The sequence below is a fragment of the Pedobacter sp. genome, from assembly GCF_039594775.1.
Lineage (GTDB): Bacteria > Bacteroidota > Bacteroidia > Sphingobacteriales > Sphingobacteriaceae > Pedobacter.
The window spans coordinates 204,648-220,823 of sequence record NZ_JBCNMT010000007.1 but is presented as its reverse complement, the minus strand read 5'-3'; the positions used below and the strand labels follow the sequence as shown (position 1 = coordinate 220,823).

15 protein-coding genes and 1 riboswitch are annotated in these 16,176 nt (G+C 40.3%); of the genes, 7 read left to right on the top strand and 8 right to left on the bottom strand.

Going from position 1 to position 16,176, the window contains the following annotated elements:
• Positions 1–60 precede the first annotated feature (60 nt).
• The 4 genes from ribD (at position 61) to ABDV71_RS16520 (ending at position 3,539) form a co-directional block, all read left to right on the top strand.
• Complete coding sequence (gene ribD, locus ABDV71_RS16535; RefSeq protein ID WP_343534500.1) at positions 61–1,113, top strand: bifunctional diaminohydroxyphosphoribosylaminopyrimidine deaminase/5-amino-6-(5-phosphoribosylamino)uracil reductase RibD; 1,053 nt, start codon at positions 61–63, stop codon at positions 1,111–1,113.
• The gene (locus ABDV71_RS16530; protein ID WP_343534499.1) at positions 1,110–1,976 is read left to right on the top strand and encodes an EamA/RhaT family transporter; all 867 of its coding nucleotides are present in this window, start codon (positions 1,110–1,112) and stop codon (positions 1,974–1,976) included. Before ribD ends, ABDV71_RS16530 begins: the two co-directional genes overlap by 4 nt.
• Positions 1,966–2,580, top strand: a complete 615-nt coding sequence (locus ABDV71_RS16525; protein WP_343534498.1) for a YigZ family protein — start codon at positions 1,966–1,968, stop codon at positions 2,578–2,580. The genes ABDV71_RS16530 and ABDV71_RS16525 overlap by 11 nt, the downstream gene beginning before the upstream one ends.
• A 95-nt stretch (positions 2,581–2,675) precedes the next feature.
• Complete coding sequence (locus tag ABDV71_RS16520; RefSeq protein WP_343534497.1) at positions 2,676–3,539, top strand: nucleoside phosphorylase; 864 nt, start codon at positions 2,676–2,678, stop codon at positions 3,537–3,539.
• Positions 3,540–3,551: 12 nt separating this feature from the next.
• Here the strand turns inward: ABDV71_RS16520 and ABDV71_RS16515 are convergent, their stop codons facing one another.
• Positions 3,552–4,601 (bottom strand): aldose epimerase family protein, encoded by a 1,050-nt coding sequence (locus tag ABDV71_RS16515; protein WP_343534495.1) that lies wholly within the window; start codon positions 4,599–4,601, stop codon positions 3,552–3,554.
• Positions 4,602–4,808: 207 nt separating this feature from the next.
• On the opposite strand from ABDV71_RS16515, the gene ABDV71_RS16510 reads away from it, so the two are divergent.
• From ABDV71_RS16510 to ABDV71_RS16500, 3 genes are read left to right on the top strand one after another with little or no spacing between them, the layout of a single operon-like run.
• Positions 4,809–5,339, top strand: a complete 531-nt coding sequence (locus tag ABDV71_RS16510; RefSeq protein WP_343534493.1) for an RNA methyltransferase — start codon at positions 4,809–4,811, stop codon at positions 5,337–5,339.
• A 1-nt stretch (position 5,340) separates the two neighbouring features.
• Positions 5,341–6,003: a YdeI/OmpD-associated family protein gene (locus ABDV71_RS16505; RefSeq protein ID WP_343534491.1), complete on the top strand. Its 663-nt coding sequence runs from the start codon at positions 5,341–5,343 to the stop codon at positions 6,001–6,003.
• Between the two features lie 37 nt (positions 6,004–6,040).
• Complete coding sequence (locus tag ABDV71_RS16500; RefSeq protein WP_343534489.1) at positions 6,041–6,664, top strand: hypothetical protein; 624 nt, start codon at positions 6,041–6,043, stop codon at positions 6,662–6,664.
• 239 nt (positions 6,665–6,903) lie between these two features.
• On the opposite strand, the gene ABDV71_RS16495 is transcribed toward ABDV71_RS16500, so the two are convergent.
• The 7 genes from ABDV71_RS16495 to ABDV71_RS16465 all read right to left on the bottom strand — a co-directional run bounded on the left by ABDV71_RS16495 (position 6,904) and on the right by ABDV71_RS16465 (position 15,616).
• Positions 6,904–7,599 (bottom strand): NAD-dependent deacylase, encoded by a 696-nt coding sequence (locus ABDV71_RS16495; RefSeq protein WP_343534487.1) that lies wholly within the window; start codon positions 7,597–7,599, stop codon positions 6,904–6,906.
• Positions 7,600–8,122: 523 nt separating this feature from the next.
• Complete coding sequence (locus tag ABDV71_RS16490; RefSeq protein WP_343534485.1) at positions 8,123–8,701, bottom strand: DUF6580 family putative transport protein; 579 nt, start codon at positions 8,699–8,701, stop codon at positions 8,123–8,125.
• Positions 8,702–8,736: 35 nt separating this feature from the next.
• Positions 8,737–10,053 (bottom strand): DUF5074 domain-containing protein, encoded by a 1,317-nt coding sequence (locus ABDV71_RS16485; RefSeq protein ID WP_343534483.1) that lies wholly within the window; start codon positions 10,051–10,053, stop codon positions 8,737–8,739.
• Positions 10,054–10,058: 5 nt separating this feature from the next.
• Positions 10,059–11,189 (bottom strand): PKD domain-containing protein, encoded by a 1,131-nt coding sequence (locus tag ABDV71_RS16480; RefSeq protein WP_343534481.1) that lies wholly within the window; start codon positions 11,187–11,189, stop codon positions 10,059–10,061.
• Positions 11,190–11,308: 119 nt separating this feature from the next.
• Positions 11,309–12,436 carry a DUF5074 domain-containing protein gene (locus ABDV71_RS16475; RefSeq protein ID WP_343534479.1) on the bottom strand — a complete coding sequence of 376 codons (1,128 nt, stop codon included), beginning with the start codon at positions 12,434–12,436 and terminating at the stop codon, positions 11,309–11,311.
• A 28-nt stretch (positions 12,437–12,464) separates the two neighbouring features.
• Positions 12,465–13,586: a DUF5074 domain-containing protein gene (locus tag ABDV71_RS16470; protein ID WP_343534477.1), complete on the bottom strand. Its 1,122-nt coding sequence runs from the start codon at positions 13,584–13,586 to the stop codon at positions 12,465–12,467.
• Positions 13,583–15,616, bottom strand: a complete 2,034-nt coding sequence (locus tag ABDV71_RS16465; RefSeq protein ID WP_343534475.1) for a TonB-dependent receptor — start codon at positions 15,614–15,616, stop codon at positions 13,583–13,585. Before ABDV71_RS16465 ends, ABDV71_RS16470 begins: the two co-directional genes overlap by 4 nt.
• 91 nt (positions 15,617–15,707) lie before the next feature.
• Positions 15,708–15,903: riboswitch (cobalamin riboswitch) on the bottom strand.
• Positions 15,904–16,176: the final 273 nt, after the last annotated feature.

Here is a 16,176-nt window from a genome sequence, read left to right as displayed (position 1 = left end):
GCTGCAAAAGTAGTTTTATTTCGAACAGGTCTATTGCAAAATAAGTTTATTTTTGTTGCGATGAATCATGAATTTTATATGCAGCGATGCCTAGAGTTGGCCGTAATGGGAATGGGCAATGTAAGTCCAAATCCGATGGTAGGTTGCGTAATTGTTCATGAAGACAAGATTATTGGCGAAGGCTACCATCAAAAGCTAGGTGAAGCCCACGCAGAAGTAAATGCCATCCATGATGTATTTGCCAAGCATGGTGATGATGCCCCAAATCTTTTAAAACAGGCTACGGCCTACGTTACCTTAGAACCTTGTTCGCATTTTGGAAAAACCCCACCCTGTGCTGATTTACTGATCAGACATCAATTAAAAAAAGTGGTGGTAGGCAATACAGACCCCTTTGCAAGTGTCAACGGAAGAGGCATTGCCAAATTGAGGGATGCAGGTATAGAAGTGATTACGGACGTGCTCAAAGCGCAATGCGAGTTCATCAATAGACGTTTCTTTACCCGTATCAAAGCACAACGGCCTTATTTCATCCTTAAATGGGCGCAAACGGGCGATGGTTACTTTGCACCGGAAAATGCCTCACAACAATGGATTTCGGGTCCAGAAGCTAAAATACTAAGCCACTTATGGCGTAGCCAAGAAGATGCTATTTTAGTAGGCAAAAACACGGTACTGGCCGATAATCCGCAACTGAACACCAGAGAAGTGAAAGGCAGAAATCCTATCCGTATTGTGATAGATAAGAACTTAGACATCCCGAACGATTTCCATATTTTTAATGATGCCGCCAAAACCATCATCTTTAACGAGATTAAAACAGAGGTAATCAATAATATCCATTTTGTGCAAATGGAGGATATGCACTTTTATTTACCCCAGAAAATTGCCTATCAGCTATATTTAATGGACATCCAATCTGTTATTATCGAAGGTGGTGCCAATATATTGCAGCAATTTATCGTTTCCAATTTATGGGACGAAGCTCGTATATTTACCAGTAAAGCTACATGGGACAAAGGCATAAAAGCACCAAAGCTTAACGGTACAGTGATTGAACAAACGACCATTGGCAACGACGAACTAAAAATATATAAACCAAATAAAGCATGACCTACCTATTCCTAAGTATCCTTTGTAGCGTAACCGTTGGCGTCTTATTCAAACTAGCTAGACGTTATCAGATCAACCTTACACAGGCCATTACTTGGAACTATTTTTTTGCCATCCTTTTAAGCTTGATTTGCTTTAAGCCAGACTTTAACCAAATTGACCTAAACAGCTTTCCCAAAGCATATTGGGCATTAGGTTTCTTATTGCCCTGTATTTTCGTTTTTCTAGGTTTATCCGTACGCAATGCGGGCTTGGCCAGAACAGATATTGCCCAACGTTTATCGCTATTCATCTCTTTAAGTGCGGCTTACTATCTTTTCAATGAGCATTTTGACCGTTACAAGGAAGTTGGGGTCGTATTTGGCTTTGCCGCCATTATATTTACCATGTACCGCAAAAGCGATAGGATTTCGTCCAAAAAGAGTTGGCTTTACCTGTTACTGGTATTCCTAGGTTTTGGAGTGGTCGATGTACTTTTCAAAATGGTCAGTCAAAATACGGCAGTTCCGTACACCACTTCCCTATTTATCATCTATTGCATTGCCTTTCTGATTTCCCTGATCTACTTAATTTATTTGGTAATCAGCAAAAAAACAAAACTGCAATTGGTCAACTTCTTTTGTGGCTGCATCTTGGGTATTTTCAATTTTGGCAATATCCTATTTTACCTGAATGCGCACCGAGAAATGTCAGAAAACCCATCTACGGTATTTGCGGCCATGAATATGGGTGTAATTATTGCCGGCAGTTTAATTGGCATTTTTGTTTTTAGGGAAAGGCTAAGCAAATGGAACTATATTGGTCTATTGCTAGCGCTTGTTTCTATCATATTAATCACATTATCAAAAGTATATGCTGTTTAACGATACCTATCAAACCATTGCCCATGCCAGTGAAGGTATTTTTAGGGATAAAGGCAGCAAATTTATCGCTTACGCCTACCCCATTAAATTAGAAACAGAAGTGAAAGAGCTCGTGGCCAAATTAAGGACGGAGCACCCAAAGGCAAGGCATTTTTGCTGGGCCTTAAGGCTTAGTCCCGACAGGAATATTTTTAAACTGAACGACGATGGAGAGCCCTCGGGTACGGCTGGGCGTCCTATTCTAAACTCCTTACTTTCTGCCGATGTAACTAATATTTTAGTGGTTGTGGTACGGTATTTTGGCGGTACGTTATTGGGCGTTCCTGGGTTGATTAACGCTTACAAAAGCGCCACGGTAGAAGCCTTGAATGCGGCCGAAATCATCACCAAAACTGTAAATGATGTTTACGAGCTTGAGTTTGACTATTTAATGATGAACGATATCATGCGTACCATGAAGGAGGAACAATTGAACATCATTAAACAAAATTTCGACACTTACTGTTCTTTAACCTTTGAAGTTAGAAAAGCGAACCTAAATATGGTTATAAAAAAGCTAGATAAGATAGAAGGACTAAAAATTACTTATCTTGGAACTATTTAGTTGTTTAGCTTTTTAGTTGTTTCGATTGAAAAACTAACTAACCACTAGTTCCTAACTACTAGCTCCTAAACACTAATTCCTAACTACTAAATAATATGGAAAAGTTATCAAAAGCCGATTTAATTATCAATCCTGATGGAAGTATTTACCATTTGAACCTATTGCCAGAAGACATTGCCGATACCGTGATTACTGTTGGTGACCCTGATCGTGTTGGCGAAGTAAGCAAGCATTTTGATAGCATCGAACTTAAAAAAGGTAAGCGGGAATTTATTACCCATACTGGATGGATTGGCAAAAACAGGGTAACCGTTATTTCTACCGGTATTGGCACCGATAATATTGATATTGTTTTCAATGAGCTTGATGCCCTGGTTAATATCGATTTTAATAACCGTACCATCAACCAGCAGCTTAAATCTTTAAACATCATCAGAATTGGTACTTCTGGTGCTATACAGGCCGATATTCCTATGGGAACCATCCTCGCCTCTTCTTACGGTCTAGGTTTTGATGCGCTGATGCATTACTACGAACAGCAATCTTCTGCCAGCGAACAAGCCTTACTGAACCAGATCAACCAACATTTTAGCCAGCTCCAAGGAATCAAACCTTACCTTACCCAAGCTAGTGAAAGTTTACTGAAACAGTTTGCTCACGACCTTCCAACGGGCATTACCGCCACTGCTCCTGGCTTTTATGCTCCGCAGGGCCGGCAGGTAAGGGCTAAAAATACCGTGAACAACTTTATTGGACAGCTTAACAGTTTTACAAGTGAAAACCAGCGCATTACCAACCTCGAAATGGAGACCGCAGGTATTTATGCACTGGCAAAAACCTTAGGACACCAAGCGCTGTCCATCAATGCCATTTTAGCCAGTCGCGTAAATTTTGAGTTTAGCAGCAATCCAAACGCCATTGTAGAAAAAGCCATCAAAATGGTATTGGAAAGGATTTAAACACCGTTCGGGTTATTTCTTTACTTCCACTTTGTAAATAGTGGTCTGTTGGTATAGTTCCTCCGGTTGCAATACCGTTGTTGGAAACGAAGGAATATTGATAGAATTGGGAGCATGCTGTGTTTCCACACAAAAAGCATCAAAACTTTGGTAATGCTTACCGCCTTTTCCGTGCTTCACATCCAGATATTTAGCGGTATAAAAATGCGCTACAGGCTCCGTAGTGTATACAGAAAGAATCAAACCGCTGTCTTCGGCCTGTGTTCTACTTGCCAAGGTTAAATCGCCATAGGTTTTATCCAACAAATAAGTCTGATCATAACCATTTTCAGCATCCCAACCCTCGGCAATAAGCTTGCCTTTTCTGAAATCGTGCATAGACCCCTCTACAGGTAGCAGTTCACCCGTCACCACATAGTTATCATCCTGTGCCAACCATTGCGAGGCGTTCATTTGGTGATGATGCGATTGAATGCCTTCCAAGTTTCTCGATAAATTAAAATAGCTATGGTGGGTTAAATTAACAGGCGTAGCTTCATCTGTATCTGCCTGGTAAGCTAAAATCAGTTCGTCGTTCTCTGTTAAGGTAAATTTAAGCTGTATGGCCAGATCACCCGGGAAGCCCTCTTCCCCATCCAAACTAAAATACTGGAAAGTAACCGATGGATTTATACCATTGTTAAGCTCTATAATATCCCAAACTTTTTTGTCTAAGCCCTCCTTTCCACCGTGTAAGCAATCAGGCCCGGCATTTTGCGCTAACTGGTAGCTTATTCCATCAACAGTGAACTCACCGTTTTTGATCCTATTAGCATAACGACCAATAACGCTACCGAAATATGGGTAATTAGCAAGATAATCTTCGCTCAAATAGCCCTTAATGTCGTCAAAGCCCAAAACAATATCCTGCAACTCGCCCTGCGCATTCTTAACTATAAATTGATTAATGATTGTTCCGTAGTTGAACAGTTTAACTAAAGTACCTTTGGTATTGGTCAGCTCTACGGCAATAACCTCTTTTTCGTTTATAAATGTGCCGGTATGTATTTGGTTTGCTTTCATTATTCTTATCTTAGACGCTCTTTTTAAGCATGCAATAATAACTAAATATCCACACTTCCGTTGATATGAAAGACCATTATTTTAATAAAAGTGGTCAGAAATCAGAAGCCAGTGGTGAGTTCTAATGGCATATATTACGATGAAAAAGAAACCTTTAAACCGTAAACTATCCATGAAAGGACATTTGCAGATTTGAATAATATACAGATGAAAAAATTAAAATTAGACGAGCTGAACAGGGTTGACGTAGAAGAGTTTAAAGCACAGGAAAAGCTTCCAGTGGTAATCATGCTCGATAATGTGCGCAGTATGCATAATGTGGGTTCGGTATTTAGAACGGCTGATGGTTTTGCCGTAGAAAAAGTAGTGCTTTGTGGCATTACGGCCCAACCTCCTCATCGTGAAATAGAAAAAACAGCTTTAGGCGCCACGCGATCGGTAGATTGGGAACATATAGATGATACCTCAGCAGCTATCGATAAATATCGTCAATTAGGATATCAGATCATTGCCATTGAACAAGCGCAAAATAGTGTGATGTTACATACCAATAAGCTTACATTGGACGAGAAATATGTGCTTATTTTTGGTAACGAAGTAAATGGTGTAAGCGATGAAGCGATGCAACAAATAGACAAGTGTATAGAAATACCTCAATTTGGCACTAAGCATTCCTTTAACATCGTGATTTCGGCTGGTATTGTATTATGGGACTTCTTTGCTAAAATGAAATTATAACATGGAAAACCAATTTCTCAAGAAACTACAGATCAAGCCTGGCTTTAAGGTAAGCGTAGTAAACGCTCCCGAAAATGCGACCGCTATTTTTGGGGATATCCCTTCTGAAATTGCCTTTAGCTACGACACCAAACCACAACAGGAAGCTTATTTGATATTTGCCATTACCAAGTCAGATATGTTTACAGCCCTAAAGGCGATAGCAAAATCTATTGGAGACAAAACTATCGTTTGGATCTTTTATCCTAAAGCCAAAACTCCTTTAGCCGCCGATCTAAACCTTATGCAATCATGGGATGATTTAGTGAAGTTTAATTTAGCTCCATGTGGTTCGGCTGCTGTTAATGAGATATGGACTGGCCTCAGAATAAAAACGGCCGCTAGCCAAAAAAAATCGGGTGTAGGCAATGCCGAAATTGCCAATAACGAATATGGCCAGTACATTGACGTGGCTAATAAAATTGTTACGCTTCCTGAAGATCTAAAAGCGGAACTGACAAAACAACCCGATGCGGTAGCTTACTATGAAACTTTAGCCTATTCACATAGAAAAGAATACGTACTCTGGGTAATTACGGCCAAGCAGGAAAAGACCAGAACAGACCGTATCCAAAAGATGATAGATAAATTATTGGGCAAAAAGAAAAACCCAACGGAAAAGTAAGGAACAAACAAAAGCTGATAGCTGCTGTTAGTCTTACATGAACAAGCCTCTTTCTCTATTTCTAATTAGCTCTGCGATAGTACTATGGGGTTTCCCCTCTTGGGCCCAGAACCGTACAGATAAACTGTTTACCGTAAGTGGCATAGGTACTTCTATGCCAGTTGGCTCGACCTCAGATATTTTTGGCCCTAAAATTTCAACCACCCTTGGTTTAAATATCGGTATCGGAAAAGGCGGACTATTTCTTTACCCCAAACTAAGTTTGCACGCACTTTCCTATAGGGGCAAAATAGCAGAACCTGGTTTTACCTATAAAGCGCAAACCGGCAGAGCCACTACCTATCTGCTAAATATTGGCTTAGGTTACCGTAAAATGGTCGGGAAGTTTGCTTTTTATGGTTTTGCTGGAGGCGGGGGTGGTTATATCCTCACACCAATGGTAAGGGTAAACGATGCCGCACAACAAGTAAAGATCAGCAATAAAAATCATTTTATGCCCATGTTGGAGGGCGGTGCTGGCACAGAATATAGTTTAGGTGGATTATCCATATTTACGGAAGTAGGCTTTATGAATGGTTTTAAAAAGATACAGAACCGGAATTTCACCACCATGCCGCTTACCTTTGGGATTAAACCTAATTTAAGTAGGTTGTTTAAATAGATATCCTACATGAATATTTATTGCATTTAACTAGGCATTTTCATTTGTTTCTATTTAAGGTTCCGTCGCTTCGCGGACAAACTTTTTTCCTATAGATGAAAAAAGTATGCAAAAAAATCCACGGCTGCGCCCTGTTCTATTAAAGTCAGCAACAAGGCTTATTAATGCTAACCGAACAGGCCAAGGCCGATTTTAGTGAATGTAGAGATATTGCTGGGGCCAAGCTAAGCTCCCGAGGTTTAAAGCAAATCCCTCTCTAAAAGCGACTTTAGCTCTTCTACGCCTTCGGTAGCGTTTTTGGTAATCGTAATCACATGATGTAGACCAGATACTGGTGGTATTTTAGGGTCAATAATATATTTTGGGGCCTCTCGTGGCACATAATCGATTAGCCCTGCGGCGGGATAAACCGCTAAAGAGGTTCCAATTAGCACAAAAATATCTGCCTGCGCACATAACTTTGCTGCCCTTTCAATCATAGGTACAGCTTCTCCGAACCAAACCACATGTGGTCTTAATTGCGAACCTAGTTCACATAGCTCTCCCATCTTGATTTCATCTGTTTGGAGCGGGTAAATCAAATTGGCTCTTTTTGAGGACTGGGCATAGGTAATTACACCATGCAAGTGGGTTACTTGTGTTGAACCTCCTCGCTCATGTAAATCATCTATGTTTTGGGTAATGACTTCTATATCAAAATGCTCCTCCAATTCGGCTAAAGCCTTGTGGGCTGAATTGGGTTGGGCTGCATTTACCTGCTTTCTACGTTCATTATAAAACCGCTGTACCAATTCAGGATTACGCTCCCAAGCTTCGGGCGTAGCTACCTCCATTACATTGTAGCCTTCCCATAAACCATCGGCATCCCTGAAAGTCTTTAAACCACTTTCGGCACTAATGCCCGCTCCTGTTAAAACAACCAACTTCCTTTTCATTAAGGGTAAAGCTAGTAAAAAGGAATAAAGGAACCAGTACAGCCTTACGAAGTTTTAAAAAATTCGTAAGGCTTATGATATCGCATATACTTATATACTGCTCTCTCCCTTTGAGGGAAAGAAACCACATAGTGGAGAGAGGGGTAATTCAGAAAACCTTTCTCTAACTCTCTCCTTGAAAAGGAGAGAGAATTGGGCAGTGCATATATTGTCTCATCGTAATACTTTCAAACCTCACCTAACTTCCCCTAGCACTCCTCTCTCCCTCCAAGGGAGAGAAACCGCATAGCGGAGAGAGGGTCTGCTTCCTTGCCGTCACACCCAACTTGACTGGGTATCTGCCTTAGTAGGTTTAATTAAATTTATACTCCTTTCATACGCTTTATGATTATCTGCGATGAGTACTTCGTGGTTCCCGCCTAGGTGGGAAAAACGTACAGAGGAATGTAAATACTGCTCTAAGTTAAGCCACAAAAAAAGCCCTCTTGCAATACAAAAGGGCTTTCAATAGGTTTAATATAACTTAGGCGATAGCCGAATGTTGTTTCAAAGAAGGGAATTTTGCTTTTAAAACTTCAAATCCCATGAACATAATGGCCGAGTAAACTAATGTGCCATAAAGGAATTTCAGCTCGAAAGGAATGGCAGCAACTAAACACTCCCAAAAACCTGCTAAGGTTTTAGGATAGGTATCGAATCCTAGCCACATACCAAAATCCGAAACAATCCAATGGATCAGTACACCTACCAAAGTGGCTAAAAATACATTTGTAACGTTTACTTTCTTTACTATTAATTGTGCGGTCAATACCATTAGGGCAAAAGCAATATAGGTATAGTACCAACCTGGATAAAAAGCATAGCTTTCGCCCATCATTAAAGCCAAGCCCAAATCACTAAGCAACAATACCAACATAGGTAAAACATAGCTCGAAAACTTGTTTTTAAAGTAACTACCACTAAAAATGGCTACAGCACCCAAACCAGAGAAATTGGCAAACAGCTTAAAGTCTGGCGAGAGCGGGGCCAACATTCTTAGTCCAATAACGACTGCGATAAACAACAATAATACAAGGACTCTGGTATTTGATTTTCTTTCCATTTATCTAATGATTTAAAGCAAAGGTAATAAAAATACTATTTTGGGAAAATAACATCCTTTACTTGATAACCTACATTGGCTATTTTCTTCCTTAGCTTCTTATCTACACCATATATAAAAAGGTCGCTAGGCAAATTATCAATACCAAAAGTTCCTTTTAAATCTGTAATGTACAGCTCGCCACTATGCGGATTTACTTTCCATGCGAGAGCAAAACCTGCACCGTCCTTTGCCGGCTCAACGAAAAGTTCTGTCTTTTTGGTAGTAGTATTAAACCTATAAAACAAACCGTAAGCGGTTTCCTGCCAATAGATGAACTCGCTGTTTTCTGAGGCGGTTAGTTCTCCATTTTGTGGTAAAAGCAAATCACTAGGTAAATCGATGGTTTCTTGTACTTCCAAGTTCTCATTCAACCTTACCATTTTGGCATTGGCACTATTGCCCTTAGAAATCCCCATCCAAATTTGCTTATTAGACGTTTTGGCTATACCAGCCACATTTTCAGGATAAGTAAATAATGTGCTCAGCGTCGCGTTCTCTATCTTGACCAAATTCTTTAGCACAGGTGTAATATAGGCTCCCTTGTGTATCATCAATGGCAACAAAGCTGCTGAAGTAGTTCCAGTTAATAAAGTGCCCGAAATGGTTTTTGCATTTAAATCTACCGCAAATAGCCCTCTCCTAGAACCTGATCCCCCAACTACATAGCCCGTTTTGCCGTCTGCAGTAGCAAAATAGCTAATACTTCTTACACTACTGTTAGCTATACTGATGTTCGATAACTTTAGGGTTTCGTCATCAATCACTTGAATATTGGGAGTGTTAGATGAAGTTACATACAACTGATTGCCATAACGAAAAGCACTCATCGTATTTAATGAAAGTTTGGATCCATTGTTTTCTAACGAAAACACATTGGATTTTAGATTTTCCTTTTCATCTAAAAAAGAAATGTTTGCACCATCATTAGCTTCATTGGAATTGCTTACTAGCAAAACCCCATCAGCATATTTTCCTACTACCTTAATTTTATAGGTTAAACTCGTTGTTCCTGCTTTATTGGTCGCTTTAAAAGTCAGCTCGTAATCGCCTTTATTTTCTTTGCTAAAGATATAACTACTTTCAGTACCTACTACTTTGCCTTCTTCCACCCATTCATACGAAGTCGCTGTACCTGCCATTGCTGGCTTTAACGTTAAAGACTCTTGCGCTTTAATCTTTACGGAGGTTTTAACATCATCTGTAAAGGAAACGACCTTGATTTTTTCTTTCTTACAGCTAAACATTGCTGTTAGTAAAAGCACCAGCAGCAAGAAACGGCTGGCGCTTATTTTCATTGTGTGTAGTTTCATTAATGTTATTTCAAGGCTTTAATGTGTAGGTCTACTGCGCCTTTAATGTCTGTAGAGATTTCTCCCAAAATACCTGCATTGATATTCTGTGCTGTGTACACTTTCACAAAGTCGATGGTTTTCAAGTCAACTTTATTTCCGTTTTTATCTACTGCCCAAGAGATATCAAAGCTGTTGTAGCCTTTATTTTGATAATCATCTCCTACCGAGTAACTATCTGTATAGCCCCAGTCAAATGGTTTATTAATGATCAAACCTGTAGTACTTAAGCTGGTAGAGGGTAATAAAGTCCCTTTAAAAGTGATTTGATTTTGGTTAGCGGCAAATAAGGGATAGTGGTTTTTATTTTTTGATAAATTTTTCACCACACCTGTATTTCCCTGATTGTCTTTCCATTCCACATCGGCAAAAGCTTTGGGATTGGTATAAGTAATCTCGTAATTTTTGATGGTTGTAGCTTTGGCATACTCACTGCCAGCCAATTCATACCATTCATCATCAGGTAATCCGTTACCATTTTTATCTTGGCTTACCATAACAATGCCGTGCTCTGCCGAAGCATTGCTTGGCCCTGTTGGGTTACCATAAATGCCTAGGTCATAACCTTCGTTATTTTTTACCGAATGGTCGAAACCAAAAATGACATAGCCACCAAAACCACCTAATGAAAGTAAGTTGTCAGTACTCCCAATTAGTTTTTGCGCCTGCTCCAATGAGCCCAAACTAGCGATATTAATATGCTGTCCCGGCGCTGGTAAGTATTCAAATACTTTGCTGATGTACATGCTGCTGTTGGCTCCTGGATCCACTACGGGTACAGGCACGTTAATTTGGTAGGTAAAAGTATAGCTACCTTGTGCATTGCTGCCTGTATAGGTTAACGTATAATCGCCTGCCGAGGTTGGTTTAAACACATAGCTAACTTCATTGCCCACTACGGTATTATTGAGCTTCCATTCGCTGGTCACCGTTTTACCACTAGGGACAACTACTGAAAAGCTTTTTGGGGTATTTACTTGTACGGTTAAAGTCTTTTCTGTAACCCCCATACTTAATTCAGGGAAAGTTTCTTTATCTTTTTTACAAGAGAAGAACAGGGTTACGGCTAATAAGGAAAGTAAAAATATTCGTTTCATTTAAGGTTTAATTTTGTTAAAAAGCAAGATGTAATGATGTTGTCCTAGGTGATTTTAGTATTTTATTTATTTCCTCCCCCTGCCCCCTCAAAGAGGGGGATAAAAGAGGAGAAAATAATTTATAGTGATTTGTAAACGTATTTGTAGGTATAAGCAAAGGCAGCATTTTTTGGAAATGAATTTGTTTCAAACTCATATAGCTTCTTACCTTCTTTGCTATACACAGCAGATTTACTCACATCACTTTTAGCTACCACTACACTATTATCAAATGGATTAATGGTTAAACCATAAGGACTGTCAACAGTTGTTCCATCAGTAATTAAATCTGCTCCTAACTTACCAGTGGTAAGATTTAATGATTTGATACTTGGTGTGCCATAAATGTCTTTTGCTGCCCAAGCTTGGTCTTTTTGAATAGCAATGGTTTGCAAATTATAATCTTCAGTTTGCGTAACCGCATCGGTGGTACTACTAATTCTTTGCATTGCCGGATTAATATTGACATAGTTTCCAAAAGAAATCACATATAAATCTCCTTTTTCTGTAGCTACTATCTTAGCTGGATTATAATTAACAGTAATTTGCTTTACTGTAGCGAAGGTATTAAGGTCAACTACTATTACCTTGTCATTTAGAGATTTCGGATAGTTGTAACCAGCTGAACCCGCCACATACAATTTACCGTTAGCAACGGCTACACCTTCCAATGCCTCCGCATTATCGGCACCATTTTTCAACTGCAATTCTGCATCTATATTTAAACTTGCGGTATCAATACGGCTAATTTTACCATCATATCTGCTTACGTAGGCTTTGTTTTTATAAAAAGTAATGTAACGAGGATAATATCCAGCGGCAGTACCATTAAAAGCAATACGTTTGATCGTTTTACCCGTATTAACGTCCATCACATCTACAAATGACTCAGCTTTATCGTTTGGACCTGTAACTACGCAATACATTTTACTGCCATACTGTTGTAAATCGTTAGCATTTTTACCTAAAGCTTTGCCATTTACCTGATTATAGAAATCTTTCACAACGGATTTCTTAGCAATGTCATAATAACTAATAGAACTATTGGCGCCAGCTGCATTATAAGCTCCTTCGTTAAGAATATATATTCCTTTAGTTCCCGTAACTTCCTGTGTAAGCAAAATTTCACGTTCGTTGTTCTTTTTACAGCCTGAAAACAAAATGGCTAGTGCCGAAATGCCAAAGGCTGTTCTTTTTAGGTAATTCATAGTGTTCATATTTTTATCTTTCATTTTCTTATTTAACAAAAACCATATGGGCCGGTATGTCACCTGTAGTGACCGACCATTTTAATTTGCCATCAGGCGTATAGCAATGCAACTTGCCAGGGGTAACGTAGTCTTTGGCATCGGTAAGGTAAACTTCTTTGGTGTAAGGGTTCACGTTGATGCCATAAGGCAGTAAAATATTATTTTGTGTACCATCGCTTACAAAAGGCCTGCTCAAAAGCAATTCGTTCTTTACATCAATAATGTTATAGCTAATGGTATTCTTTTGTTGAGCTTGGTTCCATTCGGTAGCAATTACATAAGCTACATCATCATCAATAGCTAGGTTGCTGGCAGCAAGGTCAAAAGTTCTTTTCACCTTTTCGGTTTGGGTGTCTACCACCAAAAGTTTAGAGGGAATGTTATAGTAATCGCCCCTTGAGGTTACGTATAGATCGCCATATTTATCGGCCTTTAAACGATGTAGGTTGATGGCCACCTCAATGCGTTTTACTTCTGTAAAGGTGCTGAGGTTTACCACCGAAACGGTACGTTCGTAATTATTAGGGCTGTACCCTCCCGAATTGGCCACATACAGCTTATTGTTCACTACTGCCAACTCTTCTGGCTGTCTGCCCACTGTTACCGTACGGGTAATGCTGAGTGCTGTAGTATCAATTTCGGCCACTACGCCATTTGGAGAATTAGGATCATACACTTTTCCCACGTAGGCACTTACGTAGGCTTTTCCGTTGGCGAAAGTAATATACCTGCCATTGATCAGATCAACCTGTCCCAAGCGTTTGCCCGTTTTCACGTCCAATATCTCTACTTTGTTAGATAGGTTGACTACTACATAAAGCTTGTTGCCATAAATTCCAATATCGTTGGCCACATCGCCCAAACCTTTGGTAATTTGTGGGTTCACCTGACTGTAAAAATTGCGGGTATAAAGACCGTTGCGCAAATCAAGGTAATCTAGCGATGCTTTGTTCATGCTCATATTGCCTTCGTTTACCAAATACATGCCTTTCAATACTGAACCAGGATCGGCTTCTACCCTGCTGATTTCGGCTGGCAGCGGAGCGGGGTCTTTTCTACAGCTGGTTAGTCCCACGATTAACAAAAACAAAAATCCTAATCGTTTCATAAGCGGTACTGAAGGGTTAAACGATAATTACGGCCTGGCATTGGGAAATTGGGCACTACGTCATAATACTGGTTAAGCAAGTTATTCACTTCGCCTGTAATTTCAAATTGCTGCTTTGCTATGGCAAAGGTATAACCTAAAGCAGTATCGTGGGTGTACCAAGGTTGCATATAGTTATAAACCAAGTTAGCCCTTTGGTTATAGCGGGATCCAGTATAAATAAAGCTATAGTTCAGTTTCCATTGCTTATAATCTAACCTTCCCAAAAAGGAACCGCTATGTTTAGGGATATAAGGAATTTGGTTGCGATAGCTTTCATCGCTCTTATCGGTTACATCAATGGCTTGCTGGTAGGTATAATTAAAGCCTAATCCCAAATGCAGACTTTTAGCTAAATCCACACCTGTCTTAACATTAGCCTCTAAGCCTTTCACTTCTACCCTGCTTACGTTGTACATGATCCACCTGAACAGGTTGGCACCGGGTTGCGCAATGATCTTGTCTTTTACCGTATTGTAGTAGGCATCTGCCTGAAACTCGAGGTACTTGAACCGACTTTGGTCGAAAACCGTGGCGTAGGTAATCCCAATATCGTATTGTTTGGTGTACTCTGGTCTTAATAGGGTATTTCCGCTAAAGGTGTAATATAAATCGTTAAAGGTAGGCATGCGGAAAATATTCTTATAAAAACCCCTGATCCTGAATGACTGGTCTTCAAACACTTTCCACGAAAACATCAAGGTTGGACTAAATACTTGTTTGTCACCTCCTGCTTCAAAGGCCTTTACTTCTTCCCTAATGGTAGTGCTTAACAGGTTTCCCTGCAGAGTTAGCCTGTTGGTGGTATATGCGGCACTAATGGCATTTAAAAAGCTATGTCGTGTGGGGTAGGCAAAGCGATAAAGGTTGGCGTCTAAATCCTGCAGTTGGTAGTCGCTGGCCAACCCCAGTTGCCATTGGTCGGTAAGGGTATATTTGAGTGCCGCAGACAGATAGGCTTCCTTTTCATAAAACCTGTTATCCAGGTAACCGTCAATACGGATATACTCTGGGTCTATATAACGGGTATGGTCGTAAGCTAGTTTGGCGTTTAGGAGCAATTCAAATTTATTCAATTTCTTTTGGTAATTGCCTTGTAGAAAGAAGTTTTTGTCCCAAATGCGTTGCTGGTAATCGAATTTGTTGGAAATGATGGCTCCCGGCAATCCACGTTCAGAGAGAAAAGAATAGGCTTGCACATTCCAAGTGGCGCTATCCTTGGTTTTACCAAACAAACCTGCCTGTAATCTAAAACGTTCTACATCGCCATTGCTTCTAACGGCAGTGGTATCAAAAACACCATTGGTTATCCTGAACTTGTATCGGCCATTGGCCCGTATGTACGAAGTGCTTACGCTGCTCCAAAGGTTTTGATTAATGCGCTGTTGGTAACTGATGTTTGGGTTAACAAGACCGAAATCTCCTATTTTCAGCTCGGTATTTAAGGCGTAGTGCTTTTCGGAACTGAAATTGGGTGTTTTGGTTTTAAGGAAAATGGCACTTGCCGAAGCTACGGATTTTGCTGGCTGTAGCAGGTTGGGGTTTTGTCCGCTCAACACGGATATTTCTTCGATGTTGTCTAGGGCGTACTTACCCAAATCAACCTGACCATTTTGGGCGCTGCTTAAAGCTACACCATCCAAAAAAACACCGGTATGGCTGCTGCCCATGCTGCGGATGTTCACCGTTTTAAATCCACCTATGCCGCCGTAGTCTTTCAATTGAACGCCAGAAAAGAATCTTACGGCATCGGCTACGGATAAACTGTTGAGCCTTTTCAGCTCTTGCGCGGTCATGATTTGTTGCGGTACTGGCGAAAGGTGCTGCCTGCTTAGGCGATAGCGCAAAATGTGCACTTCCTTTAGCTGGTTTGCCTTGGCTACGCTGTCGGTATTTTGGGCAAGGGCTTCCAACGGTCCTATATTTAATAGGCCTAAGGTTAGCAAGCAATGAAATAAGCTTAGCTTGGCTAAGGCTTTTCTTTTTACCATTTTTGATGTGAGCTATTCCCCACAGCAAACAGAAATTAAGGAGCTAGTAAATTACTGGCACATCACTCCTAGCTTCAATCCCCGAAAGCTATGAATTTATCGTGCTAAAGGCAGGTCTTCTGACTTACTCCCTGTTTGCTGCCTTCCCATGTTATATGTTTAACATAGTGGCTGTAGAATAGCAAACAGTTAAAGAGCTTACAGCTGCGGGACAGTTACGGATTTACACCGTATTCCCTTTTAATCCCTAGGCGTTACCCAAGGGAACCAAAAGCGATGCAAATGTAATGGATTTGGTGCTGAGTTGCAAATGTGGTTGGTTTATTGGTTTTTTGGGTGGTTAGTTGTTTGGTTTTGACCATCTCTGTCCTTCAGACACCTCTCCCTTTTAGGGAGAGAAAAGCACTTGGGAAAGTTCGTGGATACCTAAAGTTCATATCGCATAATCAACTGTAGCTTTTTGGCTCCCTCTCCTTTTAACGGAGCACCTGTTCCGATATTTCGGAAGGGTTAGGGAGAGGTTATATGGCCCCCTGCCCCCTCCAAAGGGGGATATAGGC

Excerpts from the sequence above, each read along its gene's own strand:
- ribD (WP_343534500.1), top strand. The coding sequence starts at position 61 with ATGAATCATGAATTTTATATGCAGCGATGCCTAGAGTTGGCCGTAATG.
- ABDV71_RS16495 (WP_343534487.1), bottom strand. The coding sequence starts at position 7,599 with ATGAAAAGGAAGTTGGTTGTTTTAACAGGAGCGGGCATTAGTGCCGAA.
- ABDV71_RS16475 (WP_343534479.1), bottom strand. The coding sequence starts at position 12,436 with ATGAATTACCTAAAAAGAACAGCCTTTGGCATTTCGGCACTAGCCATT.
- ABDV71_RS16500 (WP_343534489.1), top strand. The coding sequence starts at position 6,041 with ATGAACAAGCCTCTTTCTCTATTTCTAATTAGCTCTGCGATAGTACTA.
- ABDV71_RS16470 (WP_343534477.1), bottom strand. The coding sequence starts at position 13,586 with ATGAAACGATTAGGATTTTTGTTTTTGTTAATCGTGGGACTAACCAGC.
- ABDV71_RS16525 (WP_343534498.1), top strand. The coding sequence starts at position 1,966 with ATGCTGTTTAACGATACCTATCAAACCATTGCCCATGCCAGTGAAGGT.
- ABDV71_RS16515 (WP_343534495.1), bottom strand. The coding sequence starts at position 4,601 with ATGAAAGCAAACCAAATACATACCGGCACATTTATAAACGAAAAAGAG.
- ABDV71_RS16490 (WP_343534485.1), bottom strand. The coding sequence starts at position 8,701 with ATGGAAAGAAAATCAAATACCAGAGTCCTTGTATTATTGTTGTTTATC.
- ABDV71_RS16510 (WP_343534493.1), top strand. The coding sequence starts at position 4,809 with ATGAAAAAATTAAAATTAGACGAGCTGAACAGGGTTGACGTAGAAGAG.
- ABDV71_RS16485 (WP_343534483.1), bottom strand. The coding sequence starts at position 10,053 with ATGAAACTACACACAATGAAAATAAGCGCCAGCCGTTTCTTGCTGCTG.
- ABDV71_RS16520 (WP_343534497.1), top strand. The coding sequence starts at position 2,676 with ATGGAAAAGTTATCAAAAGCCGATTTAATTATCAATCCTGATGGAAGT.
- ABDV71_RS16465 (WP_343534475.1), bottom strand. The coding sequence starts at position 15,616 with ATGGTAAAAAGAAAAGCCTTAGCCAAGCTAAGCTTATTTCATTGCTTG.
- ABDV71_RS16505 (WP_343534491.1), top strand. The coding sequence starts at position 5,341 with ATGGAAAACCAATTTCTCAAGAAACTACAGATCAAGCCTGGCTTTAAG.
- ABDV71_RS16530 (WP_343534499.1), top strand. The coding sequence starts at position 1,110 with ATGACCTACCTATTCCTAAGTATCCTTTGTAGCGTAACCGTTGGCGTC.
- ABDV71_RS16480 (WP_343534481.1), bottom strand. The coding sequence starts at position 11,189 with ATGAAACGAATATTTTTACTTTCCTTATTAGCCGTAACCCTGTTCTTC.